Source organism: Enterobacter sp. BNK-16, from assembly GCF_048684955.1.
GTDB classification, from domain to species: domain Bacteria; phylum Pseudomonadota; class Gammaproteobacteria; order Enterobacterales; family Enterobacteriaceae; genus Enterobacter; species Enterobacter bugandensis.
This window is the reverse complement of the sequence record NZ_JBLQTQ010000001.1, coordinates 4,709,895-4,735,229: the sequence shown is the minus strand read 5'-3', so window position 1 is coordinate 4,735,229 and position 25,335 is coordinate 4,709,895. Positions and strand designations below refer to the sequence as shown.

Annotated in this window: 23 protein-coding genes; 17 read left to right on the top strand and 6 right to left on the bottom strand. The window is 57.4% G+C overall.

Annotated features, from left to right (window positions below; genetic code table 11):
* Nucleotides 1-14 precede the first annotated feature (14 nt).
* From lepB to acpS, 6 genes are all read left to right on the top strand, one after another.
* A complete protein-coding gene (lepB, locus tag ACMGGH_RS22680) occupies nucleotides 15-989 on the top strand; it encodes a signal peptidase I (protein ID WP_047364182.1) in 975 nt (324 codons plus the stop codon).
* A 222-nt stretch (nucleotides 990-1,211) separates the two neighbouring features.
* On the top strand, nucleotides 1,212-1,892 hold the full coding sequence (gene rnc / locus ACMGGH_RS22675; protein WP_003860711.1) for a ribonuclease III: 681 nt from the start codon (nucleotides 1,212-1,214) through the stop codon (nucleotides 1,890-1,892).
* Nucleotides 1,889-2,794, top strand: a complete 906-nt coding sequence (era, locus tag ACMGGH_RS22670; protein WP_028014097.1) for a GTPase Era — start codon at nucleotides 1,889-1,891, stop codon at nucleotides 2,792-2,794. Before rnc ends, era begins: the two co-directional genes overlap by 4 nt.
* An 18-nt stretch (nucleotides 2,795-2,812) precedes the next feature.
* Nucleotides 2,813-3,520, top strand: a complete 708-nt coding sequence (gene recO / locus ACMGGH_RS22665; RefSeq protein WP_028014096.1) for a DNA repair protein RecO — start codon at nucleotides 2,813-2,815, stop codon at nucleotides 3,518-3,520.
* A gap of 33 nt (nucleotides 3,521-3,553) precedes the next feature.
* Nucleotides 3,554-4,285: a pyridoxine 5'-phosphate synthase gene (gene pdxJ, locus ACMGGH_RS22660; RefSeq protein WP_041908673.1), complete on the top strand. Its 732-nt coding sequence runs from the start codon at nucleotides 3,554-3,556 to the stop codon at nucleotides 4,283-4,285.
* Nucleotides 4,285-4,665, top strand: coding sequence for a holo-ACP synthase (acpS, locus tag ACMGGH_RS22655; RefSeq protein WP_048999420.1), 381 nt, complete (start codon nucleotides 4,285-4,287; stop codon nucleotides 4,663-4,665). The genes pdxJ and acpS overlap by 1 nt, the downstream gene beginning before the upstream one ends.
* Here the strand turns inward: acpS and ACMGGH_RS22650 are convergent.
* Together ACMGGH_RS22650 and ACMGGH_RS22645 are read right to left on the bottom strand one after the other, a co-directional pair.
* Nucleotides 4,662-4,922 (bottom strand): YfhL family 4Fe-4S dicluster ferredoxin, encoded by a 261-nt coding sequence (locus ACMGGH_RS22650; protein ID WP_028014093.1) that lies wholly within the window; start codon nucleotides 4,920-4,922, stop codon nucleotides 4,662-4,664. The genes acpS and ACMGGH_RS22650 overlap by 4 nt on opposite strands.
* A 46-nt stretch (nucleotides 4,923-4,968) precedes the next feature.
* Nucleotides 4,969-5,817, bottom strand: a complete 849-nt coding sequence (locus ACMGGH_RS22645) for a MurR/RpiR family transcriptional regulator (protein ID WP_028014092.1) — start codon at nucleotides 5,815-5,817, stop codon at nucleotides 4,969-4,971.
* A gap of 118 nt (nucleotides 5,818-5,935) precedes the next feature.
* Here ACMGGH_RS22645 and murQ point away from each other — a divergent pair, with 118 nt between their 5' ends.
* The 4 genes from murQ to tadA are packed head-to-tail and all read left to right on the top strand — an operon-like array spanning nucleotide 5,936 to nucleotide 9,405.
* Entirely contained in the window at nucleotides 5,936-6,829 is an 894-nt protein-coding gene (gene murQ / locus ACMGGH_RS22640; protein WP_232948944.1) for an N-acetylmuramic acid 6-phosphate etherase, read from the top strand.
* A gap of 11 nt (nucleotides 6,830-6,840) precedes the next feature.
* Nucleotides 6,841-8,202 carry a PTS transporter subunit EIIC gene (locus ACMGGH_RS22635; protein ID WP_232948943.1) on the top strand — a complete coding sequence of 454 codons (1,362 nt, stop codon included), beginning with the start codon at nucleotides 6,841-6,843 and terminating at the stop codon, nucleotides 8,200-8,202.
* A gap of 3 nt (nucleotides 8,203-8,205) precedes the next feature.
* Nucleotides 8,206-8,841, top strand: coding sequence for a phosphatidylglycerophosphatase C (gene yfhb, locus ACMGGH_RS22630; protein ID WP_028014089.1), 636 nt, complete (start codon nucleotides 8,206-8,208; stop codon nucleotides 8,839-8,841).
* 24 nt (nucleotides 8,842-8,865) lie between these two features.
* The gene (gene tadA, locus ACMGGH_RS22625; protein WP_032644904.1) at nucleotides 8,866-9,405 is read left to right on the top strand and encodes a tRNA adenosine(34) deaminase TadA; all 540 of its coding nucleotides are present in this window, start codon (nucleotides 8,866-8,868) and stop codon (nucleotides 9,403-9,405) included.
* Here the strand turns inward: tadA and mltF are convergent.
* Entirely contained in the window at nucleotides 9,293-10,843 is a 1,551-nt protein-coding gene (gene mltF / locus ACMGGH_RS22620) for a membrane-bound lytic murein transglycosylase MltF (RefSeq protein WP_232948942.1), read from the bottom strand. The two genes, tadA and mltF, sit on opposite strands and share 113 nt — an antisense overlap.
* A 267-nt stretch (nucleotides 10,844-11,110) precedes the next feature.
* Here mltF and purL point away from each other — a divergent pair, with 267 nt between their 5' ends.
* From purL to glnB, 5 genes are all read left to right on the top strand, one after another.
* Complete coding sequence (gene purL / locus ACMGGH_RS22615) at nucleotides 11,111-14,998, top strand: phosphoribosylformylglycinamidine synthase (RefSeq protein ID WP_232948941.1); 3,888 nt, start codon at nucleotides 11,111-11,113, stop codon at nucleotides 14,996-14,998.
* 533 nt (nucleotides 14,999-15,531) lie between these two features.
* A complete protein-coding gene (qseE, locus tag ACMGGH_RS22610; protein ID WP_232948940.1) occupies nucleotides 15,532-16,956 on the top strand; it encodes a two component system sensor histidine kinase QseE/GlrK in 1,425 nt (474 codons plus the stop codon).
* A gap of 4 nt (nucleotides 16,957-16,960) precedes the next feature.
* Nucleotides 16,961-17,698, top strand: a complete 738-nt coding sequence (gene qseG, locus ACMGGH_RS22605; RefSeq protein ID WP_232948939.1) for a two-component system QseEF-associated lipoprotein QseG — start codon at nucleotides 16,961-16,963, stop codon at nucleotides 17,696-17,698.
* Nucleotides 17,685-19,022, top strand: a complete 1,338-nt coding sequence (gene glrR, locus ACMGGH_RS22600; RefSeq protein ID WP_028014084.1) for a two-component system response regulator GlrR — start codon at nucleotides 17,685-17,687, stop codon at nucleotides 19,020-19,022. Before qseG ends, glrR begins: the two co-directional genes overlap by 14 nt.
* Before the next feature lie 65 nt (nucleotides 19,023-19,087).
* Nucleotides 19,088-19,426 (top strand): nitrogen regulatory protein P-II, encoded by a 339-nt coding sequence (gene glnB / locus ACMGGH_RS22595; RefSeq protein ID WP_003860685.1) that lies wholly within the window; start codon nucleotides 19,088-19,090, stop codon nucleotides 19,424-19,426.
* Between the two features lie 52 nt (nucleotides 19,427-19,478).
* Here glnB and hmpA read toward each other — a convergent pair whose 3' ends face one another.
* Complete coding sequence (gene hmpA / locus ACMGGH_RS22590; protein ID WP_232948938.1) at nucleotides 19,479-20,669, bottom strand: NO-inducible flavohemoprotein; 1,191 nt, start codon at nucleotides 20,667-20,669, stop codon at nucleotides 19,479-19,481.
* A 303-nt stretch (nucleotides 20,670-20,972) separates the two neighbouring features.
* Here hmpA and glyA point away from each other — a divergent pair, with 303 nt between their 5' ends.
* Nucleotides 20,973-22,226 (top strand): serine hydroxymethyltransferase, encoded by a 1,254-nt coding sequence (gene glyA / locus ACMGGH_RS22585; protein WP_025757663.1) that lies wholly within the window; start codon nucleotides 20,973-20,975, stop codon nucleotides 22,224-22,226.
* Nucleotides 22,227-22,280: 54 nt separating this feature from the next.
* On the opposite strand, the gene ACMGGH_RS22580 is transcribed toward glyA, so the two are convergent.
* A complete protein-coding gene (locus tag ACMGGH_RS22580; protein WP_028014082.1) occupies nucleotides 22,281-22,703 on the bottom strand; it encodes a DoxX family protein in 423 nt (140 codons plus the stop codon).
* A gap of 172 nt (nucleotides 22,704-22,875) precedes the next feature.
* Between ACMGGH_RS22580 and ACMGGH_RS22575 the strand changes: the two genes are divergently transcribed.
* Nucleotides 22,876-24,015 carry a 3-phenylpropionate MFS transporter gene (locus tag ACMGGH_RS22575; protein ID WP_048960048.1) on the top strand — a complete coding sequence of 380 codons (1,140 nt, stop codon included), beginning with the start codon at nucleotides 22,876-22,878 and terminating at the stop codon, nucleotides 24,013-24,015.
* Here ACMGGH_RS22575 and csiE read toward each other — a convergent pair whose 3' ends face one another.
* Entirely contained in the window at nucleotides 24,016-25,293 is a 1,278-nt protein-coding gene (gene csiE / locus ACMGGH_RS22570; protein ID WP_193066276.1) for a stationary phase inducible protein CsiE, read from the bottom strand.
* Nucleotides 25,294-25,335 lie beyond the last annotated feature (42 nt).

The following is a 25,335-nucleotide window of genomic DNA, read 5'->3' as shown; positions in this document are numbered from 1 at the left end:
TTTAAGGAGTTGGCATGGCGAACATGTTTGCCCTGATCCTGGTCATCGCTACGCTGGTGACAGGCCTGCTGTGGTGTCTGGATAAGTTTATCTTCGCCCCAAAACGCCGTGAACGTCAGGCTGCCGCGCAGGCAGCGACTGGCGATGCGCTTGACGCGAAAACCCTGAAGAAAGTTGGCCCGAAACCGGGCTGGCTGGAAACGGGCGCGTCGGTGTTCCCGGTGCTGGCGATTGTGCTGGTGGTACGTTCGTTTATTTATGAGCCGTTCCAGATCCCATCGGGATCAATGATGCCAACGCTGCTGATCGGTGATTTTATTCTGGTTGAGAAGTTTGCCTACGGCATTAAAGATCCGATTTACCAGAAAACGCTGATCGAAACGGGGCATCCGAAACGTGGCGACATCGTGGTGTTTAAATATCCGGACGATCCGCGTCTGGATTACATTAAGCGCGCGGTGGGTCTGCCGGGTGATAAAGTGACCTACGATCCGGTTGCGAAGGAAGTCACCGTTCAGCCGGGCTGCAGCTCCGGTACCGCGTGTGAAAACGCGCTGCCAATCACCTACTCAAACGTTGAGCCAAGTGATTTCGTGCAGACTTTCGCCCGTCGTAACGGCGGTGAAGCGACCAGCGGGTTCTTCCAGGTGCCAAAAGGTGAAACCAAAGAGAACGGCATTCGTCTGGTTGAGCGCAAAGAGACGCTGGGCGATGTCACTCACCGCATTCTGACCGTGCCAATCGCGCAGGACCAAGTGGGGATGTATTACAAACAGCCGGGTCAGCAGCTGGCCAGCTGGATCGTACCGCCGGGACACTACTTCATGATGGGCGATAACCGCGATAACTCCGCGGACAGCCGTTACTGGGGCTTTGTGCCGGAAGCGAATCTGGTGGGTAAAGCAACCGCGATCTGGATGAGTTTTGAGAAGCAGGAAGGCGAGTGGCCGACCGGCGTGCGCCTGAATCGTATTGGCGGAATCCATTAATTCTCAGGAAAAGAACACGTAGCCGCGTTATTTCGCGGCTACGTGAATTATTTCCTCGATAAATCTCTTTGAACTAACGACATCCCCTGTCGTTGTGTATAGAATATTCCCCCGAAGTTTAAGGTTGGCCCTGCAAGGGTGCCACGGCACACGAAACCGCGTTGGTTTTCTCAGGTCGGTTTCGTGTGCTGCATTTTTGACGCATTCATTTATTGGTATCGCATGAACCCCATCGTAATTAATCGGCTTCAACGGAAGCTGGGCTACACTTTTCATCATCAGGAGTTGTTGCAACAGGCATTAACCCATCGCAGTGCCAGCAGCAAACATAATGAGCGTCTCGAGTTTCTGGGTGACTCTATTTTAAGTTTCGTGATTGCGAATGCGCTTTATCATCGTTTCCCGCGCGTGGACGAAGGTGATATGAGCCGCATGCGCGCCACGCTGGTGCGCGGCAACACCCTCGCTGAAATCGCGCGCGAATTTGAACTGGGCGAATGTCTGCGTCTTGGGCCGGGTGAACTGAAAAGCGGCGGCTTCCGTCGTGAATCTATTCTTGCCGATACGGTCGAAGCATTAATTGGTGGCGTGTTCCTGGACAGCGATATCCAGACCGTAGAAAAGCTGATCCTTAACTGGTATCAGACCCGTCTGGACGAAATTAGCCCGGGCGATAAACAAAAAGATCCGAAAACGCGCCTGCAGGAATATTTGCAGGGCCGTCATCTGCCGCTGCCATCCTATCTGGTGGTGCAGGTTCGTGGCGAAGCGCACGATCAGGAATTTACCATCCATTGCCAGGTCAGTGGCCTGAGTGAACCGGTGGTGGGCACAGGTTCAAGCCGCCGTAAGGCTGAACAGGCTGCCGCCGAACAGGCGTTAAAAATGCTGGAGCTGGAATGAGCGAAGAAAAAACCTATTGCGGATTTATTGCCATCGTCGGACGTCCGAACGTCGGCAAATCCACCCTGCTGAATAATCTGCTTGGGCAGAAGATTTCCATCACCTCGCGTAAGGCGCAGACCACGCGTCACCGCATTGTCGGCATCCATACTGAAGGCGCGTATCAGGCGATCTACGTCGATACCCCTGGCCTGCACATGGAAGAGAAGCGTGCCATTAACCGTCTGATGAACAAGGCGGCGAGCAGCTCCATCGGCGACGTAGAGCTGGTGATTTTCGTAGTGGAAGGCACCCGCTGGACGCCGGACGACGAAATGGTACTAAACAAGCTGCGTGACGGCAAAACGCCGGTGATCCTCGCGGTCAACAAAGTTGACAACGTGCAGGAAAAAGCTGACCTGCTGCCGCACCTGCAGTGGCTGGGCAGCCAGATGAACTTCCTGGATATCGTTCCGCTGTCTGCTGAGACCGGCCTGAACGTCGATACCATCGCGGGCATCGTACGTAAGCACTTGCCGGAAGCGATTCACCACTTCCCGGAAGATTACATCACCGATCGCTCTCAGCGCTTTATGGCGTCTGAAATCATCCGTGAAAAGCTGATGCGTTTCCTGGGCGCCGAGCTGCCGTACTCTGTGACGGTGGAGATCGAGCGTTTCCAGAGCAACGAGCGCGGTGGCTACGACATTAACGGCCTGATCCTCGTCGAGCGTGAAGGGCAGAAGAAGATGGTGATCGGCAACAAAGGCGCCAAGATCAAAACCATCGGTATCGAAGCCCGTAAGGACATGCAGGAGATGTTCGAAGCGCCAGTTCATCTGGAACTGTGGGTGAAGGTGAAATCTGGCTGGGCCGATGATGAGCGTGCTCTGCGCAGCCTCGGTTACGGCGAAGATCAGTAACTCAAGACGACGAGTATAATGGAAGGTTGGCAGCGCGCCTTCGTTCTCCATAGTCGTCCCTGGAGCGAAACCAGCCTGATGCTGGACGTCTTCACGGAAGAGTCGGGCCGCGTGCGCCTTGTTGCGAAAGGCGCACGTTCCAAACGTTCTAATCTGAAGGGTGCCCTACAGCCTTTTACGCCGCTGCTGGTTCGCTTTGGCGGGCGAGGGGAAGTCAAAACCTTGCGCAGCGCTGAAGCCGTCTCTCTGGCGCTTCCCCTTTCTGGCATCACGCTCTACAGCGGTCTGTATGTCAACGAGCTCATCTCCCGCGTCCTTGAACATGAGACTCGCTTCTCGGAACTTTTCTTCGATTATCTGCACTGTATCCAGGCACTGGCGGGTGCGACCGGCACGCCCGAACCCGCCCTGCGTCGTTTCGAACTGGCGCTGCTGGGCCACCTCGGGTACGGCGTGGATTTTCTGCACTGCGCAGGCAGCGGTGATGAGGTGGAAGACACCATGACCTACCGCTACCGCGAAGAAAAAGGCTTTATTGCCAGCGTCGTCGTTGATAACAGTACTTTTACCGGACGCCAGCTCAGAGCGCTTTATGAACGCGAGTTTCCGGACGCCGATACCCTGCGCGCAGCAAAACGCTTTACCCGGATTGCCCTCAAGCCGTATCTTGGCGGCAAGCCCTTAAAGAGCCGCGAATTATTCAGGCAGTTTATGCCCAAACGTTAGACCACAGCATCAGAAAGAAAACCGAGGATTGTCATGGCTGAATTACTGTTAGGCGTCAACATCGACCACATCGCCACCCTGCGTAACGCGCGCGGCACGGCGTATCCCGATCCGGTTCAGGCGGCGTTTATCGCTGAACAGGCTGGTGCCGACGGCATTACCGTTCACCTGCGTGAAGACCGCCGCCACATTACCGACCGCGACGTGCGCATTCTTCGTCAGACGCTGGACACCCGTATGAATCTGGAGATGGCGGTCACCGAAGAGATGCTGACCATTGCCTGCGAGACCAAACCGCACTTCTGCTGCCTGGTGCCGGAAAAACGTCAGGAAGTGACCACCGAAGGCGGGCTGGACGTGGCGGGGCAGCAGGACAAAATGCGCGATGCCTGCAAGCGCCTGGCGGATGCCGGTATCCTGGTTTCTCTGTTTATCGACGCCGATTTCGCGCAGATTAAAGCGGCAGCCGACGTGGGCGCGCCGTATATCGAAATTCACACCGGCTGCTATGCCGATGCTAAAAACGATGCCGAGCAGGCCAAAGAGCTGGAGCGTATCGCCAAAGCGGCCACCTACGCCGCGAGCCTGGGACTGAAGGTTAATGCTGGTCACGGCCTGACCTACCACAACGTGAAGGCCATTGCCGCCCTGCCGGAAATGCACGAGCTGAACATCGGCCACGCCATTATTGGCCGCGCGGTGATGAGCGGCCTGAAAGAGGCGGTTTCAGAGATGAAACGCCTGATGCTGGAAGCGCGTCAGTAATGGCCATTCTGGGCTTAGGCACCGATATCGTCGAAATAGCCCGCATTGAAGCGGTGATCGCCCGGAGCGGCGATCGCCTCGCAAGGCGCGTGCTGAGCGATAACGAATGGGCCATCTGGGAGGCGCACCAGCAGCCGGTGCGTTTTCTGGCAAAGCGCTTTGCGGTAAAAGAGGCGGCAGCCAAAGCGTTCGGGACCGGCATTCGTAACGGCCTGGCATTTAACCAGTTCGAAGTTTTTAATGATGATCTGGGCAAACCGCGCCTGCGTCTGTGGGGTGAAGCGCAAAAGCTGGCGGAGAGGCTGGGGGTGAATCATATGCACGTGACGATCGCAGATGAACGCCACTATGCCAGCGCGACGGTGATTATCGAAAGCTAAATTTTGTCCGCGTGGTGCATCAGGACAAATTTATCCCACAGCTGCTCTTCGCTCTCGACGTGTGTCGGATCCTTCAGAATAGTGTTGGGGATCGGGCACACCTTCTGGCAGGTCGGTGTCTCATAGTGGCCGACGCATTCCGTGCAGCGGTCGCTGTTAATCTCGTAAATGCTGTCGCCCATCGAAATCGCCTGGTTCGGGCATTCGGGTTCGCACATATCGCAATTGATGCATTTTTTGGTAATTAACAGCGCCATCAGGAAATTCTCAGAAACAACACAAACTGGGCGGGCATTATACGCGTCAAACCAGTTTCTTTACCAGTTCTTCGCTGTGACGAATGCGCTCGGGCGCGCGCTCCAGATCCTGCTGTACCAGCGCCATAAACAGCAGGTCCGTCAGCATCATTTGTGCGCTGGTGGACGAAATTGCCGCGCTGCGCGTGGCCTGCTCTTCGGCAATGGTATACAAACAGCGCGTTGCCCGCTGCTGCAGCGCATTTGGCGTAAAGCCGGTGATCGCCAGAATTTTGCCGCCGACGCGCAGGGCTTCGTCGGTCGCCATGTTGATCTCGCGGCGCTCGCCGGAGTAGGAGATGGCCAGCAGCAGATCGTCAGGATCCATCGCCTGCACGGTCGCCAGCAGGGCGTGCATATCCTGCTCGACGATGGCGTTAAAACCGATTTTAGTCAGCTTCCAGCCAAAATTACGCGCCACCAGACCGGACGCGCCAATACCGGTCAAAATAATACGCCGCGCCGCCCGCAGCATCGCCACGCTTTCCAGTAATTTCTCTTCGGTATTCACGTCCAGCGTGGCGTGCATGGCCGCCACGTTCTCCTTGATCAGCTTTTCCCCAACCAGACGCATCGGGTCATCGCCGCGGATCTGGTTATGCACCGGCATGGACTGCGGATTCGGGTTACTCACCAGCGCTTCGCTGATTGCCAGCTTAAGAGCGGGAAAACCCTTAAACCCGATCTTCTGGGCAAATTTCACCACGCTTGACTGGCTCACTCCAGCTTCGCTTGCCAGCTGCTGTGAGCTGAGGTGGCGGGCGCGATCGGGCTGAGAAAGCAGAAAATCCGCCAGCTTTTTGTCGCTTTGAGCAAAGCCGGCGTAGCGCTGGCGAATGCGAATTAAACAGTTCATGAGTACTCCCGGCGGAAATGTGATTGTCTGCGCAAAAACGAATTCTGCTCGCCTGAATGAATTTTATATTCCATTATAGTGTGATTATTATGAATTAAAAATTCTTGAGGTACAAAAAATGAATCTTGGCTCACTTGTTTCTGAAAGGCGTAACCCGCAAACCATGGATCTGGATGCGCTCTCCACCCTGGAGCTGGTTAACCGCTTTAATCAACAGGATACGCTGGTAGCGCAGGCAGTGAAAGAGACATTGCCAGAGGTGGCGAAAGCGGTCGATGCGGCGGCGGAAGCTCTTAAGGCCGGTGGTCGCATTATCTATATGGGGGCCGGTACCAGCGGGCGTCTCGGGGTGCTGGATGCCTCGGAATGTCCGCCCACCTTTGGCGTTCCGCACGGCCTGGTGGTTGGCCTGATTGCAGGTGGTCCCGGCGCGCTGCTGAAGGCCGTTGAAGGGGCGGAGGACAACAAACAGCTGGGTGAGGATGACCTGAAGGATCTGAACCTGACGGCGAACGATCTGGTGGTCGGCCTGGCGGCATCCGGGCGCACGCCGTACGTCATTGGCGGCCTGGAATACGCCAACCGGACCGGCTGCACGACGGTCGCCATCTCCTGCAACCCCGGCTCGCCGATTGCGCAGGTGGCCGCTATCGCCATCTCTCCGGTCGTTGGGCCGGAAGCGCTCACCGGCTCCACGCGCCTGAAATCCGGGACCGCGCAAAAGCTGGTGCTCAATATGATCTCCACCGGTGCGATGGTGAAGTTCGGCAAGGTCTACCAGAACCTGATGGTCGATATGCAGGCCACCAACGTCAAGCTGGTGGACAGAGCCTGCCGCATGGTGATGGAGGCGACAGGCGCGGGCCGTGAAGAGGCAGAAGCGGTGCTCAGGCAGACCGATCACGACGTAAAACCGGCCATTTTGATGATCTTAAGCGGGCTGGACGCGGCGGCTGCGCGAGCCAGACTTGATGCGCATAACGGCTTCTTACGGGCGGCATTAGAAAACTAGCAGAGGCGTTTATGGACAAAACAGCAGCGCTCGCCAGCGATATCCTGCAGGGGATAGGCGGGGAGAAAAATATTCAGCGTCTGGAAAACTGCATGACGCGCGTGCGCGTCGAGGTGCATAACGACGACCAGCTTGACGTGCCGGGCCTGAAGAAGCTGTCCGGCGTCAGCGGCTACGTAAAACAGGGGCAGCAACACCAGCTGATCGTCGGGCCGGGCAAGGCGGCGCAGGTTGTCGACGCCATGCGCGCGCTGATGGTCGGCGATGCGAGCGTGACGGTTGACGACGCTGAACGCACCAAAGCGCAGGCGAAGGCCAAATACAAAGCTCCCATGAGCGATGCGCTGCGACAGCTGGCAAACGTCTTTATCCCGCTGATCCCGGCGTTTATAGCTTCCGGCTTGATCACCGGGATCATCAACATCCTTAAGCGGCCAGATATCGTCGGGGATTTTGCCACGCAGTATCCGAACCTGCTGGGCATTCTCGGGATCTTCGGCAGCGCGGTGTTTGCCATTATGAACATTCTGGTCGGGGTCAATACCGCGAAGGTGTTTGGCGGCTCGCTGGCCATGGGCGGCGTAATGGCAGGGATCTTGTCCAGCCCGCAGCTAGCGCAAATCACGCTGTTTGGCGAGGCGCTCCAGCCTGGTCGCGGCGGGGTGATTGCCGTGCTGCTGGTGGTTATTCTTATGTGCTGGATCGAGAAAAAGCTACGCGCGGTTCTGCCTGGCTCGATTGAGCTGATCCTCAACCCGCTGCTGACCACGTTAATTACCGGTAGCGTCGCGATTGTGGTCCTTCAGCCACTAGGCGGGTGGATCTCTGACGCCATTGCCCACGGCGCGTCTCTGGCTATCGACCGCGGCGGTCTGCTGGTGGGGGCGGTGCTGTCAGGTACCTTCCTGCCGCTTGTGCTGACCGGCCTGCATCAGGGACTTGTGCCGATCCACGTCGAGCTGGTGCAGGCGCACGGCTATAACGCGCTGCTGCCTATTCTCTCGATGGCGGGCGTCGGGCAGGTGGGGGCAGCGATTGCCGTCCTGATGAAAACCCGCAACGCGCGCCTGAAAAAAGTGATTAAAGGGGCGCTGCCGGTCGGGCTGCTCGGCATTGGCGAGCCGCTGATATTCGGCGTCACGCTGCCGCTGGGTAAACCGTTCCTTGCGGCCTGTCTGGGGGGCGCGGTAGGCGGGGCTCTCATCAGCTACTGGAAAGTCGCCACCGTTATCACCTTTGGTCTCTCCGGTTTACCGCTGGCATTAACCATCGTGACCGGAAAAGTCATGCTCTATCTGTTAGGCTATTTAGTAGCGGTGATCGCCGGGTTCCTGTTTACCTGGCTGTTAGGATTCAACGACCCAGAGGAGTAAGGTTTGGCCAATCACGAGCGTCGCGTTGTCTTTTTCGATCTGGATGGAACGCTGCATCAGCAGGATATGTTTGGTACGTTTATGCGCTACCTGCTGCGGCGTCAGCCTCTGAACGCGCTGCTCGTCTTACCGCTCTTACCCCTCATTGGCATCGCGCTGCTGGTAAAAGGCCGGGCGGCGCGCTGGCCGATGAGCCTGCTGCTGTGGGGATGTACGTTTGGCCACAGCGAAGCGCGGCTCAAACAGCTCGAAAAGGAGTTCGCTCTCTGGTTCCGCGGCCACGTTGCCGCGTTTCCCGTGGTGCAGGCGCGCCTGACCAGCTATCTTGACGCCAACGATGCCGATATCTGGCTGATTACCGGCTCCCCGCAGACGCTGGTGGAGCAGGTCTACTTTGATACCCCCTGGCTGCCGCGCGTAAATCTTATCGCCACGCAAATCTCCCGCGGCTACGGCGGCTGGGTCCTGACGATGCGCTGTCTGGGGCATGAAAAAGTGGTCCAGCTGGAAAAACGCATCGGCACGCCGCTGCGCCTTTACAGCGGCTACAGCGACAGCAAGCAGGACAACCCGCTGCTCTATTTTTGCCAGCACCGCTGGCGCGTTACTCCCCTCGGTGAACTTCAGCAACTCGAATAGTCTTATCTGTAAGGGCTGTGTATAATGCCGCCCGCTTTTCGACTGGAGTATCAATCCTTGTCCACCTCAGAACACAATCATGAATACTGGATGCGCCACGCGCTGGCGCTGGCTCAACGGGCCTGGGACGAGGGCGAAGTGCCCGTGGGCGCGGTGCTGGTTCATAACAACCGGGTGATTGGGGAAGGGTGGAACCGTCCTATTGGCCGCCACGATCCTACCGCGCACGCCGAAATTATGGCGCTTCGTCAGGGCGGGCTGGTGCTGCAAAACTATCGTCTGCTTGATACCACCCTGTACGTCACCCTTGAACCCTGCGTGATGTGCTCAGGGGCGATGGTGCACAGCCGAATCGGTACCCTGGTGTTTGGAGCGCGGGATGAAAAAACCGGTGCGGCCGGTTCACTGATGGACGTGCTGGGTCATCCTGGAATGAATCATCAGGTGCAGACTATCGGTGGGGTACTTGCACCAGAGTGTTCGGGGCTATTAAGCGATTTCTTTCGAATGCGCCGTCAGCAGAAAAAGCAACAAAAGGCAGAATTGAAGTTGTCGGATGATTAAGCTCGTCCGGTGCCACAACCGGATAACTTTCCGCCAGCTGTTTTGCCTCTGTTGCCTCTTTCTCTTTCTCCAGCAGATAGCCGACCAGGCTAATCTGATACTTACGTATATTTTCCACGTAGGCGTAGGCTTCATGTCCGCGCGCGTAGCCATACGTCAGCTTGTTGTACCACGGCTTCTGGCTCAGCAGCGGCAGGCGCTGTTTTACGTCTGACCAGCTGTCCGGGTTTCCCTTCGTTTTCGCCGTCAGAGCCCGCGCGTCAAGCATGTGCGCGTAGCCCATGTTGTAGGCCGCCAGCGCAAACCAGATCCGTTCTTCTTCCGGCACGGTTTCCGGGACTTTAGCCATCATATCCTGCAGGTAGCGCGTCCCGCCGCTGATGCTCTGTTCCGCATCGGTGCGGTCGTTAACGCCCAGGCTCAGCGCGGTATTTTTGGTTAACATCATCAGTCCGCGTACGCCCGTTGGCGACGTGGCCTGGGTGTCCCAGTGGGACTCCTGGTACGAGATAGCCGCCAGCAGTTTCCAGTCAATCTCCTGGGCATATTTTTCGAAAAGCGGCTGCAGGTCAGGCAGGATGCTGTCAACCGCGCGCAGGAAGCTGCGGGTGTCAACGTAGTCAAAGTCATCCCCGTGGCCGAGGTACTTCTCCTCAAGTCGCGCCAGCGTGCCGTCTTCATTGATGGTGTTATAAAAATCCAGCATGGCCGCCGAGAGGGTCTGGTCATCATCCAGATGGGTAAACCAGGTCACCGGCTGTTCGTCCGTCACGTCCAGCGCCACGGCGATTTCAGGATGCACCCGCTGGAACAGGCTGATCGCCACCGAATCGGCGATGGTGTAGGGCAGTTTCTGATCTTTGACCTGCTCCAGCAGCTCCGTCGTGCCGAGCTTAGGGTCAACCGTCCAGCTCAGATCCGGGTATTTTTTCTCCTTTAACTCACGCAGGTCGTCAATCACTACGTGGCCGGGAGCAATCGTCAGCTGTTGCGCGTTGATCGAGGCAAGCGTACGCGGGCGCAGGCTCCCGACGCGATAAACCAGCTGCTGGGAAACGGAGTAGTAGGTCGGGCCCGGCTGGTAGTTCTTGCTGCGCTCGCTGTTATAGACCAGCCCGGCAGCGAGGATATCGGCGTTGTTGTTGTCCAGGTCGTCAAACAGCTGGTTGATGTTCTGGCGGACGGTAATTTTAAGCTTCACGCCCAGATAATCGGCAAACTGCTGCGCCAGCTCATAATCCAGACCAATAATTTTGCCGTTGATGTCGCTGTAAATCAGCGGAGAGTTGAGGGTACTGACGCGCAGTTCCCCCCGCTCCTGAATGGCGGCGATACGATTTTCGGCTTTGCCGAACCAGGGGATGGAAGGCCAGAGGGCCACTGCCAGCAGCAACGTTACAATGCCGATGAGCAGATAATTAATCTTTAATTTTTTCAATTAGTTAATTCTCTGCGACGCCGGTTGCCTCAGTCTGCTGTAGCCATGTTAATCATAAGGTTTGTCATTGAATGAGCGGCATTTTGCGTAAACTTGCGCCACTTGGCAACCAATTAGAGAGACAGGTCACATCTATTGTTAAACGCTGAAGTCGATTTTATTTCGACGCAAACGGTTTCGTCGGCGCTCAGGATTCTCTATAATGACGCCCGTTTTCCCCCCTTGCGCACACTGTAAGCGCCCCGGCGCTTCGAAGACGAGAGACTTATGATGGAAATTCTGCGTGGTTCGCCTGCACTGTCTGCCTTCCGTATTACCAAACTGCTGGCACGTTTTCAGGCGGCCGACCTTCCGGTAAGCAATATTTACGCTGAGTATGTCCATTTTGCTGACCTGAATGCCCCCCTGAATGCAGAGGAGCGCGTACAGCTGGAACGCCTGCTCAAGTATGGCCCAAATCTGAGCAGCCATACGCCAACCGGCAAACTGATCCTTGCGACACCGCGTCCGGGCACCATCTCCCCCTGGTCTTCCAAAGCCACCGACATTGCCCACAACTGTGGCCTGAGCCAGATTAACCGTCTGGAGCGCGGCGTAGCGTACTACGTCGAAGCCTCTACCCTGAGCGACGCGCAGTGGCAGGCGGTTGCGGCTGAATTGCACGACCGCATGATGGAGAGCGTGTTTGCCTCTCTTGATGACGCACAGAAGCTTTTCTCCCATCATCAGCCTGCGCCGGTACAGAGCGTGGACCTGCTGGGGCAGGGCCGTCAGGCGCTGATTGACGCCAACCTGCGTCTCGGCCTGGCGCTGGCAGAAGACGAAATTGACTACCTGCAGGACGCGTTCGTTAAGCTCAACCGCAACCCGAACGACATCGAACTCTACATGTTCGCGCAGGCCAACTCTGAGCACTGCCGCCATAAGATTTTCAACGCCGACTGGATTATCGACGGCGAACAGCAGCCGAAGTCGCTGTTCAAAATGATCAAAAACACCATGGAACAAACCCCTGACCACGTGCTGTCTGCCTATAAAGACAACGCCGCGGTGATGGAAGGTTCCGAGGTGGGCCGCTTCTTCGCCGATCGCGAAGCAGGGCGCTATGACTTCCATCAGGAGCCTGCGCATATTCTGATGAAAGTGGAAACTCACAACCACCCGACGGCCATTTCTCCGTGGCCGGGTGCGGCAACCGGCTCCGGCGGCGAAATCCGTGACGAAGGGGCGACCGGGCGTGGGGCGAAACCAAAAGCGGGTCTGGTCGGCTTTTCCGTTTCTAACCTGCGCATCCCTGGCTTTGAACAGCCGTGGGAAGAAGATTTCGGCAAGCCAGAGCGCATTGTGACCGCGCTGGATATAATGACCGAAGGCCCGCTGGGCGGCGCGGCGTTTAACAACGAATTTGGTCGTCCGGCGCTGAACGGTTACTTCCGTACCTACGAAGAGAAGGTGGACAGCCACAACGGCGAAGAGCTGCGCGGCTACCACAAACCGATCATGCTGGCGGGCGGGATCGGCAACATCCGTGCCGATCACGTGCAGAAAGGCGAGATCGTCGTCGGCGCGAAGCTGATCGTGCTGGGCGGCCCGGCGATGAACATCGGTTTGGGCGGCGGTGCGGCCTCCTCTATGGCCTCCGGCCAGTCTGATGCGGATCTCGATTTTGCCTCCGTGCAGCGTGACAACCCTGAGATGGAGCGTCGCTGCCAGGAAGTGATCGACCGCTGCTGGCAGCTGGGCGATGCTAACCCGATTCTGTTCATCCACGACGTGGGCGCGGGCGGCCTGTCCAACGCCATGCCGGAGCTGGTGAGCGACGGTGGTCGCGGTGGCCGTTTCAACCTGCGCGATATCCTGAGCGATGAGCCGGGCATGAGCCCGCTGGAAATCTGGTGTAACGAATCCCAGGAGCGCTATGTGCTGGCGGTTGCGGCCGACCAGCTGCCGCTGTTTGACGAGCTGTGCCGCCGCGAGCGCGCGCCGTATGCCGTCATCGGTGAAGCGACCGAAGAGCAGCACCTGACTCTGAGCGACACCCATTTCGACAACCAGCCTATCGATCTGCCGCTGGACGTGCTGCTCGGTAAAACGCCGAAGATGACCCGCGACGTAACAACCCGTAAAGCAGCGGGCAAAGCGCTGGATCGCCAGGGCATTACCGTGGCGGAAGCGGTCAACCGCGTGCTGCACCTGCCGGCCGTGGCAGAGAAAACCTTCCTGGTGACCATCGGCGACCGCACCGTGACCGGTATGGTGTCGCGCGATCAGATGGTTGGCCCGTGGCAGATCCCGGTGGCGAACTGCGCCGTGACCACCGCGAGCCTCGACAGCTACTACGGCGAAGCGATGGCGCTGGGTGAACGCACCCCGGTCGCGCTGCTGGACTTCGCCGCCTCTGCACGACTGGCGGTTGGTGAAGCGCTGACCAACATCGCGGCGACGCAGATTGGCGACATCAAACGTATCAAACTTTCCGCGAACTGGATGGCGGCAGCCGGTCACCCTGGTGAAGACGCTGGCCTGTATGAAGCCGTGAAAGCGGTGGGTGAGGAACTGTGCCCAGCCCTCGGCCTGACCATTCCGGTGGGTAAAGACTCCATGTCGATGAAAACCCGCTGGCAGGAGGGTAACGAGCAGCGCGAGATGACGTCTCCGCTGTCGCTGGTGATCACCGCGTTTGCCCGCGTGGAAGACGTGCGCCATACCGTTACGCCGCAGCTGGCGACCGAAGATAACGCCCTGCTGTTGATTGACCTGGGTAAGGGCCACAACGCGCTGGGCGCCACCGCACTGGCGCAGGTTTACCGTCAACTTGGCGACAAGCCAGCCGACGTGCGCGACGTGGCGCAGCTAAAAGGTTTCTACGACGCAATTCAGGCGCTGGTGGCACAGCGCAAGCTGCTGGCCTACCATGACCGTTCCGACGGCGGCCTGCTGGTGACCCTGGCAGAGATGGCCTTCACCGGCCACTGCGGCGTGGAAGCGAACATTGCAACGCTTGGCGAAGACCGCCTGGCGGCGCTGTTTAACGAAGAGCTGGGTGCGGTGATTCAGGTTCGCGCCGCAGACCGCGAGGCGGTGGAAGCGATTCTGGCGAAGCACGGTCTGGCAGACTGCGTCCACTATCTGGGGAAAGCCGTTCAGGGCGACCGCTTCGTCATTGAGGCCGACGGTCACGCCGTGTTCAGCGAAAGCCGCACCACGCTGCGCATGTGGTGGGCAGAAACTACATGGCAGATGCAGCGCCTGCGCGATAACCCGGAATGCGCCGATCAGGAGCATAACGCGAAAGCGAATGACCAGGATCCTGGCCTGAACGTGAAGCTCTCCTTCGACATCAACGAAGACATCGCTGCGCCGTACATTGCGACCGGCGCGCGTCCGAAAGTGGCCGTGCTGCGCGAGCAGGGCGTTAACTCCCACGTTGAGATGGCGGCAGCCTTCCACCGCGCGGGCTTTGACGCTATCGACGTCCACATGAGCGACCTGCTGGCCGGGCGTATCGGTCTGGAAGATTTCCATGCGCTGGTGGCGTGCGGCGGTTTCTCCTACGGCGACGTGCTGGGCGCAGGCGAAGGCTGGGCGAAGTCCATTCTGTTTAACAGCCGCGTGCGCGACGAGTTCGAGACCTTCTTCCATCGTCCGCAAACCCTGGCGCTGGGCGTGTGCAACGGCTGCCAGATGATGTCTAACCTGCGCGAGCTGATCCCGGGCAGCGAATCCTGGCCACGCTTTGTGCGCAACCAGTCCGACCGCTTCGAAGCGCGCTTCAGTCTGGTTGAAGTGACTCAGAGCCCGTCTCTGCTGCTGCAGGGGATGGTTGGCTCTCAGATGCCAATCGCCGTTTCCCACGGCGAAGGTCAGGTAGAAGTGCGCGATGCGGCCCATCTGGCGCAGCTCGAGAGCAAAGGCCTGGTGGCGCTGCGCTTTGTCGATAACTTCGGCAAGGTCACGGAAACCTATCCGGCGAACCCGAACGGCTCCGTCAATGGTATTACGGCGGTGACCAGCGAAAGCGGTCGCGCGACCATCATGATGCCGCACCCTGAACGCGTGTTCCGTACCGTGAGCAACTCCTGGCACCCGGAAAACTGGGGCGAGGACAGCCCGTGGATGCGTATCTTCCGCAACGCGCGTAAACAGCTGGGTTAAGATGTAAAGCAGGTACTTTGTAGGCCCGGTGAGCGTAGCGCCACCGGGTTTTTTTATGCGTGTCGCAAAATTGCGACAAAGATGGTATAGGGCTGTCTCCAATTGGAGACACTTAACCCATTGATTTATATATGGCCGGACAGGTTCCCGTTAAGGTGTTGCTTAATAGCGACACTTAGCCTGGAAATCATTCAGCGCACAATAAATAGATTAAACGAATAAAAGATATATATTTCAAAGTGTTAATATTTTGTTTTGCATTCTGGCATGGGTGTTGCATAATATTAACCAGTGGCTCATTCACCTTCTTATGTCAGCCCCTTCGGGACGTGCTACATAAACTTCGAATGACGCACAAAAAGGTGCCTGCCGTCCAACTACTGATCATAGCGATGCTTTATCAGGCCAGGGCGAAACGTCGAGTTAGGCACCGCCTTATTCCACAACAAAGCCGGGTTTTTACCCGGCTTTGTTGTATCTGAAGGGCAGACTCAGTTACGCTCTCCGTAAACCCCCATGAAGAGAGTAATGCGTTGAAACGCTGGCCCGTTTTTCCCCGCTCCCTGCGACAGCTCGTGATGATGGCCTTTCTGCTGATCCTGCTGCCGCTGCTGATCCTCGCCTGGCAGGCATGGCAGAGCCTCAACGCGCTGAGTGCCCAGGCGGCGCTGACGAACCGCACCACGCTTATCGATGCCAGACGCAGTGAAGCGATGACCAACGCCGCGCTGGAGATGGAGCGTAGCTATCGTCAGTACTGCGTGCTCGACGATCGGACGCTGGAGAAGGTGTACCAGAGCCAGCGCAAGCGCTACAGCGAAATGCTGGATGCCCACGCGGGCGTGCTGCCGGACGACAGGCTGTATCAGGCGTTACGTCAGGATCTGAACGATCTCGCGCAGCTGCAGTGCCAGAACAGCGGCCCGGATGCGGCTGCCGCCGCGCGCCTTGAGGCATTCGCCGCCGCCAATACCGAAATGGTGCAGTCAACGCGCACGGTCATTTTCTCTCGCGGCCAGCAGCTGCAGCAGGAGATTGCCGAGCGCGGCCAGTTCTTCGGCTGGCAGGCGCTGGTGCTGTTCCTCGTGAGCCTCGGGCTGGTGCTGCTCTTTACCCGCATGATCATCGGCCCGGTGAAGGGTATTCAGCGTATGATCAACCGCCTGGGGGAGGGGAAATCGCTCGGGGATACGGTTGCCTTTAAAGGCCCGCGCGAGCTGCGATCCGTCGGTCAGCGCATTATCTGGCTATCCGAGCGCCTGGCATGGCTGGAATCCCAGCGTCATCAGTTCCTGCGCCATATTTCCCATGAGCTGAAAACCCCGCTGGCCAGCATGCGTGAAGGAACGGAGCTGCTGGCGGACGAGGTGGCAGGGCCACTTACGCCGGAGCAGAAAGAGATTGTCGACATTCTGGACGCCAGCAGCCGCAACCTGCAAAAGTTGATCGAGCAGCTTCTGGATTATAACCGCAAGCTGGCTGACGGGACGGTGGTACTGGAAGAGGTGGAGATTGAGCCACTGGTGGATATGGTGATCTCCGCCCATAGCTTGCCGGCAAGAGCTAAAATGATGCATACCGGGGTGGAGCTGAATGCGCTGACCTGCCTGGCTGAACCCATGCTATTAATGAGCGTTCTGGATAATCTTTACTCCAATGCGGTGCACTATGGTACTGAATCCGGTAACATTTATATCCGAAGTTATACGAAGGGCTCCCGGGTGTTTATTGACGTCGCAAACACCGGCACCCCGATCCCCGATGACGAAAAAACCATGATCTTCGAACCCTTTTTCCAGGGGAGTCATCAGCGGAAAGGCGCGGTAAAAGGAAGCGGTCTGGGATTAAGCATTGCCCGGGACTGCATACGACGCATGCAGGGTGAGCTAAACATTGCCACGGACGAACGTTCAGATGTTTGCTTCCGTATTGAACTGCCCCTGAGCCGGAAAAATTAATAAAATGAATCTATATCTGGTGAGTATGTCACACGTCTTTTTCCGCGCCATACGCGCGGTGTTTTCCAGCAAAGCGGGTCGCCTGAGTCTGCCCTGTTTAGTTCTGGCGGGGTGCGTTTCCCATGCGCCGCAAAGTGCGATAAGCGGTAAACAGGAAGACAAATGGCCCGATAACCAGCTGGCGGATTTCCTCTCTACCCGCTGTGAGGATATCTGGAATCTGTCAGGGCATGATGTCGAAAATAATCCGCTGTTCTGGCTGCGCGGAATAGATTGCGCCCAGCGGCTTGCGCCGGTAGACGCCCGCATGAAGGCGGCGATGCTGGATGAAGACACCTGGCAGGACGCTTTCAAGCGTGGGATTTTACTGGCCGATGCGAAAATTACCCCCGTTGAACGTCGGGCCAACGTGACCCGTCTGGACACGTTTGTGATCAATCTTCCTGCACAGGTGCGCCCGGTATACCAGCTATGGCGGGATGGGCAGACGTTACAGCTGCAGCTGTCTGAAGAGCGCTCCCGCTACAGCAAGCTACAGCAGTCAACCGACAGCGAGCTGGATACGCTGCGCCAACAGCAACAGCATTTACGTACTCAGCTGGATACCACGACGCGAAAGCTGGAAAACCTGACCGATATCGAAAGACAGCTCTCGTCGCGTAAATATCAGCCTGGTAGTTCATCTGCTGCATCGGACAGCGATATGCCGAAACAAGAGGATGTGAAGCATGACGAGCCGTAAACCAGCCCATCTTTTACTGGTGGATGACGATCCCGGCCTGTTAAAGCTGCTGGGGATGCGTCTGGTGAGTGAAGGCTACACCGTGGTGACCGCGGAAAGCGGGCAGGAGGGGCTTAAAGTCCTCAGCCGCGAAAAGATTGACCTTGTGATCAGCGACCTGCGGATGGACGAAATGGATGGCATGCAGCTGTTCGCCGAAATCCAGAAGCAGCAGCCTGGCATGCCGGTCATTATCCTGACGGCGCACGGGTCAATCCCGGATGCCGTCGCCGCAACTCAGCAGGGCGTGTTCAGCTTCCTCACCAAGCCGGTAGATAAAGACGCGCTCTACAAAGCTATCGACAGCGCGCTGGAGCACGCCGCGCCCTCCGGAGACGACGCATGGCGTGAATCTATCGTCACCCGCAGCCCGATAATGCTGCGTCTGCTTGAGCAGGCGCGAATGGTCGCACAGTCAGACGTCAGCGTGTTGATTAACGGCCAGAGCGGAACCGGGAAAGAGATCCTGGCGCAGGCGATCCACAACGCCAGCCCGCGCAGTAAAAATGCTTTTATCGCCATTAACTGCGGTGCCCTCCCAGAGCAGCTTCTTGAGTCTGAACTTTTTGGCCATGCCCGCGGCGCATTTACCGGCGCGGTAAGCAGCCGGGAAGGGCTGTTCCAGGCCGCGGAAGGCGGCACGCTGTTCCTCGACGAGATTGGCGACATGCCTGCGCCGCTGCAGGTCAAACTGTTGCGCGTACTTCAGGAGCGCAAAGTGCGCCCGTTGGGCAGCAACCGCGATATTGATATTAACGTGCGAATCATTTCCGCTACCCACCGCGACTTGCCCAAAGTGATGGCCCGCAACGAGTTCCGTGAAGATCTCTACTACCGTCTGAACGTGGTGAACCTGAAGATCCCGGCGCTGGCGGAGCGTGCGGAAGATATTCCGCTGCTGGCGAATCACCTCCTGCGCCAGGCGGCCGATCGGCATAAACCGTTCGTGCGCGCCTTTTCGACTGATGCGATGAAACGGCTGATGGCCGCCAGCTGGCCGGGTAACGTGCGCCAGCTGGTGAACGTGATTGAGCAGTGTGTGGCGCTGACGTCCTCGCCCGTTATCAGCGATGCGCTGGTGGAACAGGCGCTGGAAGGGGAGAACACGGCCTTGCCGACGTTTGCGGAAGCGCGTAACCAGTTCGAGCTGAACTATCTGCGCAAGCTGCTGCAGATAACCAAAGGCAACGTGACCCACGCGGCGCGGATGGCCGGACGCAACCGCACCGAGTTCTATAAGCTGCTCTCACGCCACGAGCTGGAAGCAAACGATTTTAAAGAGTAATACCGTATGGTACTGTGAGCAATCGATTACGAGGCAGCTTACAGGCAAGAGTTTAAGGACCCACCATGAAAAAGATTGATGCGATTATTAAACCTTTCAAACTGGATGATGTACGTGAAGCGCTGGCGGAAGTAGGCATCACCGGAATGACCGTGACGGAAGTGAAAGGTTTTGGTCGTCAGAAGGGCCACACCGAGCTTTATCGTGGCGCAGAGTACATGGTCGACTTTCTGCCGAAAGTGAAAATTGAAATCGTGGTCAGCGACGATATCGTCGATACCTGCGTGGATACCATTATCCGCACGGCGCAGACGGGCAAAATTGGCGACGGGAAAATCTTCGTCTTTGACGTGGCGCGCGTGATCCGTATCCGTACCGGCGAAGAAGACGACGCCGCGATTTAACCATTCGCCACCCGGCGAAAAAAAAAGCCCCTCGAACGAGGGGCTTTTTGCGTTACAGCACCTTATGCGGCCCGAAACATTCGTAATGAATGTTGTCTTTATTCACGCCCAGTTCAACCAGCTGCTTCGCAGCATACTGCATAAACGCCACGGGTCCACAGACGTAGAACTGCATTTCCGGCGCGCTAAACGCCCCTTCCATCTGGCTTAAATTCATCAGTCCTTCGCTGTCAAAGCGTGCGGCAGTGCGGTCTGCCTCCGTTGGCAGGCGATACCAGGTATGCGCGGTGAAACGCGGCAGGGTCGCTCCCAGCGCTTTCACTTCATCCGCAAAGGCGTGCACGTTGCCGTTCTCCGCTGCGTGGAACCAGTTAACCTGCGCGCTGTGGTTTGCTTTCGCCAGCGTATCCAGCATCGCCAGCATTGGCGTTTGGCCCACGCCCGCGGAGATCAGCGTGACCGGGATATTGGTTTCAATGGCCATAAAGAAGTCGCCCGCCGGCGCGGCCAGATGAACCACGTCGCCCACGCTCGCTTCGTTATGCAGCCAGTTGGATACCTGACCGCCGTCCTCGCGCTTCACCGCAATGCGGTAGCCTTTACCGTTTGGTTTGCGGGTCAGAGAGTACTGGCGGATCTCCTGGTGCGGGAAGCCTTCAGGCTTCAGCCATACGCCCAGATACTGGCCCGGCTGGTAATCGGCCACCGGCTGGCCGTCAACCGGCTCAAATTCAAAACTGGTGATAAGCGCGCTGCGCGGCGTTTTCTCGACGATACGGAAGGCGCGCGTTCCTTCCCAGCCGCCGTTCTTGCTGGCGTTTTCGCTGTAGATCTGCGCTTCACGGTTGATAAACACGTTTGCCAGCACGCCGTAGGCTTTACCCCAGGCGTCCAGCACCTCCTGGCCCGGGCTGAACATTTCGTCCAGCGTTGCCAGCAGGTGAGTGCCGACGATGTTGTACTGCTCGGGTTGGATCTGGAAGCTGGTGTGCTTCTGCGCGATTTTTTCCACCGCAGGCAGCAACGCCGCCAGGTTTTCGATATTGCTGGCGTAGGCCGCGATGGCGTTGAAAAGCGCTTCACGCTGATCGCCGTTACGCTGGTTGCTCATATTGAAAATCTCTTTGAGCTCCGGATTGTGCGTGAACATGCGATCGTAGAAATGGGCGGTAAGTTTAGGGCCGGTTTCCACCAGCAGGGGAATGGTGGCTTTAACGGTAGCGATGGTTTGAGCGTCGAGCATGGCAGCTTCCTTCTGATATTACCTAATGATGTATTTTAAATGAATCTTATAAAAAATACCCATGCTTTGTAAATGGTTCTTTGCAAGATGAAAAATACGCATCACAAACCTGAAAAGAAATCCGCTGGAAATAGTGAGATCTTTATTCCTCAAACCCTTGCGTGGCGTGAAGGAAAACGTTTGCGTAAAATCGTTTGTCAAGACCTGTTATCACAGAACTATTCAGTTATACTGTTGCCCGTCGTCCAACAGGACTGCCTTTTCAGGCCAAAATTTACTTGTTAGCTGAGTCAGGAGATGCGGATGTTAAAGCGTGAAATGAACATTGCCGATTATGATGCCGAACTGTGGCAGGCTATGGAGCAGGAAAAAGTACGTCAGGAAGAGCACATCGAACTGATCGCCTCCGAAAACTACACCAGCCCGCGCGTAATGCAGGCGCAGGGCTCTCAGCTGACCAACAAATACGCTGAAGGTTACCCGGGCAAGCGCTACTACGGCGGTTGCGAGTACGTTGATATCGTTGAGCAGCTGGCTATCGACCGTGCGAAAGCACTCTTCGGCGCTGACTACGCGAACGTTCAGCCGCACTCCGGCTCTCAGGCTAACTTCGCTGTTTACACCGCGCTGCTGCAGCCGGGCGATACCGTTCTGGGTATGAACCTGGCGCAGGGCGGCCACCTGACTCACGGCTCTCCGGTTAACTTCTCCGGCAAACTGTACAACATCATTCCTTACGGTATTGATGAGTCCGGTAAAATTGACTACGAAGACATGGCTAAGCAGGCCAAAGAGCACAAGCCGAAGATGATCATCGGTGGCTTCTCTGCTTACTCCGGTATCGTTGACTGGGCCAAAATGCGTGAAATCGCAGACAGCATCGGCGCGTACCTGTTCGTTGACATGGCGCACGTTGCGGGCCTTATTGCCGCAGGCGTTTACCCGAACCCGGTTCCTCACGCTCACGTTGTGACCACCACTACTCACAAAACCCTGGCGGGTCCACGCGGTGGCCTGATCCTGGCGAAAGGCGGTGACGAAGAACTGTACAAAAAACTGAACTCTGCCGTGTTCCCAAGCGCGCAGGGCGGCCCGCTGATGCACGTTATCGCCGCAAAAGCGGTCGCGCTGAAAGAAGCGATGGAGCCAGAGTTCAAGGTGTATCAGCAGCAGGTTGCTAAGAACGCCAAAGCGATGGTGGAAGTGTTCCTGAACCGTGGCTACAAAGTGGTATCCGGCGGGACTGAAAACCACCTGTTCCTGCTGGACCTGGTTGATAAGAACCTGACCGGTAAAGAAGCTGACGCTGCCCTGGGCCGCGCCAACATCACAGTAAACAAAAACAGCGTGCCAAACGATCCGAAGAGCCCGTTTGTGACCTCCGGTATCCGTATCGGTTCTCCGGCCGTGACGCGCCGCGGCTTCAAAGAAGCGGAAGTGAAAGAGCTGGCTGGCTGGATGTGTGACGTTCTGGACAACATCAATGACGAAGCGGTTATCGAGCGCGTCAAAGGTAAAGTTCTGGATATCTGCGCACGCTTCCCGGTATACGCATAATTCCTCTGCTTTGCAGAAATAAAAAAGGCCGCGCTTGCGGCCTTTTTTTATGGCTTAACGCCGGTCCAGGGAAATGGCCCCCGGTCCCACAATCGCCAGCAAAATAAACGCGCCAGCAATACTGACGTTCTTGTAGAAATTAATCATATTCGGCACAACCGCATCTCCGGTCATATCCCAGTAGTGGTGACCGATAATCGCCGTGCCCAGCGTATAGAAGACAAAGAGCACCGCGAGGGGGCGGGTGAAAAAGCCGAGCACGATCAGGATAGCGGCGGGAACCTCCATTACTACGGCGATAATGGCCGCCAGCATCGGCATGGGGGCGCCGAGCGACGTCATATACTGAACGGTGCCGCTAAACCCCGTCAGCTTGGGATAGCCAAAAATAATAAACAGGACAACGATGGCAATACGGGCAATCAATAGCAGGAAGGAGCGTGAGGAGCCGAAATCGAAATAACGTAAGCTGTTCATGGCAAACGACCTCTTCAGGCGATGTCTTTTAAACGTAATACAATTTTGCCGCTCACGCCATACGCCGACCGGCTGTCCAGGACGTTAATTTATCGTTAATTTATAGCGCGCTAACGACTTGCTAAAGTGCAGGATAAACGCCAGACTATCGCCTCCATTTCGGGAGGGATTCATGGTCTTGCATTCCACGCGCTGGCTGGCGCTCAGCTACTTCACCTACTTCTTTAGCTACGGTATTTTTCTGCCTTTCTGGAGCGTCTGGCTCAAGGGAATTGGTTTGACGCCAGAAACCATCGGCATTCTGCTGGGCGCGGGGCTGGTGGCGCGTTTCCTCGGAAGCCTGCTGATTGCCCCCCGCGTCAGCGATCCCTCCTTACTGATTAAAGCGGTGCGCATTCTGGCCCTGCTGACGCTGGTCTTCGCGGCCTGCTTCTGGGTCAGCCATCAGTTTGCCTGGCTGATGGTGGTGATGGTTGGCTTTAATCTGTTCTTCTCCCCGCTGGTACCCCTGACGGATGCGCTGGCGAACACCTGGCAAAAGCAGATCACCATGGATTATGGTCGCGTGCGCCTCTGGGGATCGATTGCCTTCGTGATCGGCTCGGCGTTGGTGGGGAAACTGGTCAGCCTTTACGACTACCGCGCGATTCTGGCGCTGCTGAGTATCGGTATTGCCTCGATGCTGCTGGGAATGCTGCTGCGCCCGTCGGTGATGCCGCAAGGGGAGAGTCGCCATCAGGAGAGCGCCGGCTGGCCCGCCTGGCGGAGCCTGGTGGCCCAGAGCTGGCGTTTTCTGGCGTGCGTCTGTCTGCTTCAGGGGGCGCATGCGGCGTACTATGGCTTCAGCGCCATCTACTGGCAGGGGGCGGGCTACTCGGCCTCTGCGGTCGGTTACCTGTGGTCGCTGGGGGTGGTGGCAGAAGTCATTATTTTCGCCCTGAGCAAAAAGTTGTTCCGCCGCTTCGGCGCGCGCGATCTGCTGCTGCTTTCCGCGGTCTGCGGCGTGGCGCGCTGGGGGATTATGGGCTGGACGACCGAACTGCCGTGGCTGATTGTGGCGCAGATCCTTCACTGCGGCACCTTCACCGTGTGCCACCTGGCGGCGATGCGCTATATCGCGGCGCGCGAGGGCGGGGACGTGATCCGTCTGCAGGCGGTCTACTCTGCGGTGGCGATGGGCGGCAGCATTGCGGTGATGACGGTCTTTGCGGGCTTTCTGTATCAGCATCTGGGACACGGCGTGTTCTGGGTCATGGCGCTGGTGGCGCTCCCGGCGATGTTTGTTCGACCGAAAGTGGCCGCACGGGCGTAGCTACGATTCCAGCATGGCGCGAATATGTTCCTGCTGCTGCGCGTTAAGTGATTCAACCGCGTGGATCAGCGGCGGCGAGAACAGCGGCAGCACGGTAGGATAGGGGGTGATAACCAGCGCGGCTTCGCGCGGTGCCCCCTCTTTCTGGAACGCCTGCAGCGTCAGATAGCGAATGTTGAGCGGCAGCAGGGTTAATTCGCGCAGCTGCTGTTCAATCACCTCCTCACAGGATTTATCCTCCCCGGTCAGCAGCACTACCTGTTTTTCATGCAGATCGGTCTCCTGCATCAGCCAGGCGCCGAAAATAACCGCTACCAGCGCCATCTCTTCATCGGAGAACCGCAGCCCAAATTCGGCTTCCAGCTCAAAGAGTGCCTCTTTCGTGGTGCGTAACAGCCGGGGATAGAGACGGTGAATTTCCTCGGGCAGGCTATTGTCGATGCCGATCTCAAACAGCGAGCGGTCCAGCGCCTGAGCCAGATGGATATACAGCTGATCGGTCAGCCCCTGCTCATCGCTGAAGTTCATCCCGGTCTGGGAGCGGAAACGGGCCACCATGCGCACAATGGCGCGGCGCAGGCGCTGATCCTGCTGGTGTTTATCGAGCGCTGGATCGGGCGTGCGGAGCATCATAAACAGCAGCGCCAGAAACAGCTGCTCATCCACGTGCGCGCCCTGCGGCACGCGCCGCTTCCAGTGACGAACAATTTCCTGCGCCGTAAAATACTCTCCCCGCGACTGGGTCCAGCTGCGCTGCGCGTGGGAAAACTGCGGCGTATTCCCTAAGTGGTGCTGGATGAGGCAGTATTGCAAGTAGAGCTGTAAGAACTGGACGTCCCGGCATTCAAACTGACGCTGCAGCTTGCGTGAGCAGAAGCCGATCAGCGCCCGCAGATTAGCATCGTCGTAGAGCGGCCGCGCGATGCCGTGCTGTTTAAGCGCGGTTTTTAAGGCTGGGGTAAACTGGTGCGAGACAAACTGCGGACAAAGGCGGAGCGCCCTGCGCAGCCAGTGCAGCAGACATAAACGCTGATTCAGGGCAGTGCCTTCAATTCGGTAGCTACCGTCATGGTGCGTGACGATATCCAGCCGGTGATAGCGCTGGATTTCATCGCGCGTCTCGGCTATATCTTGCCGTGCCATGACCTCGTCCACGCCGTTGGCAGCGATTATGCTCTGTGCGGTGACGACAGCATCGGGCAGGTAAAGCATCAAAAGCACCTGGCAGCGGCGCTGCGAACTGGAAAGCACAGATGGAATTTCAAGCGTCGTCATCATCTGTCGGGTATCCAGTGTGAATGTTTGATAAGAATAGCTAAA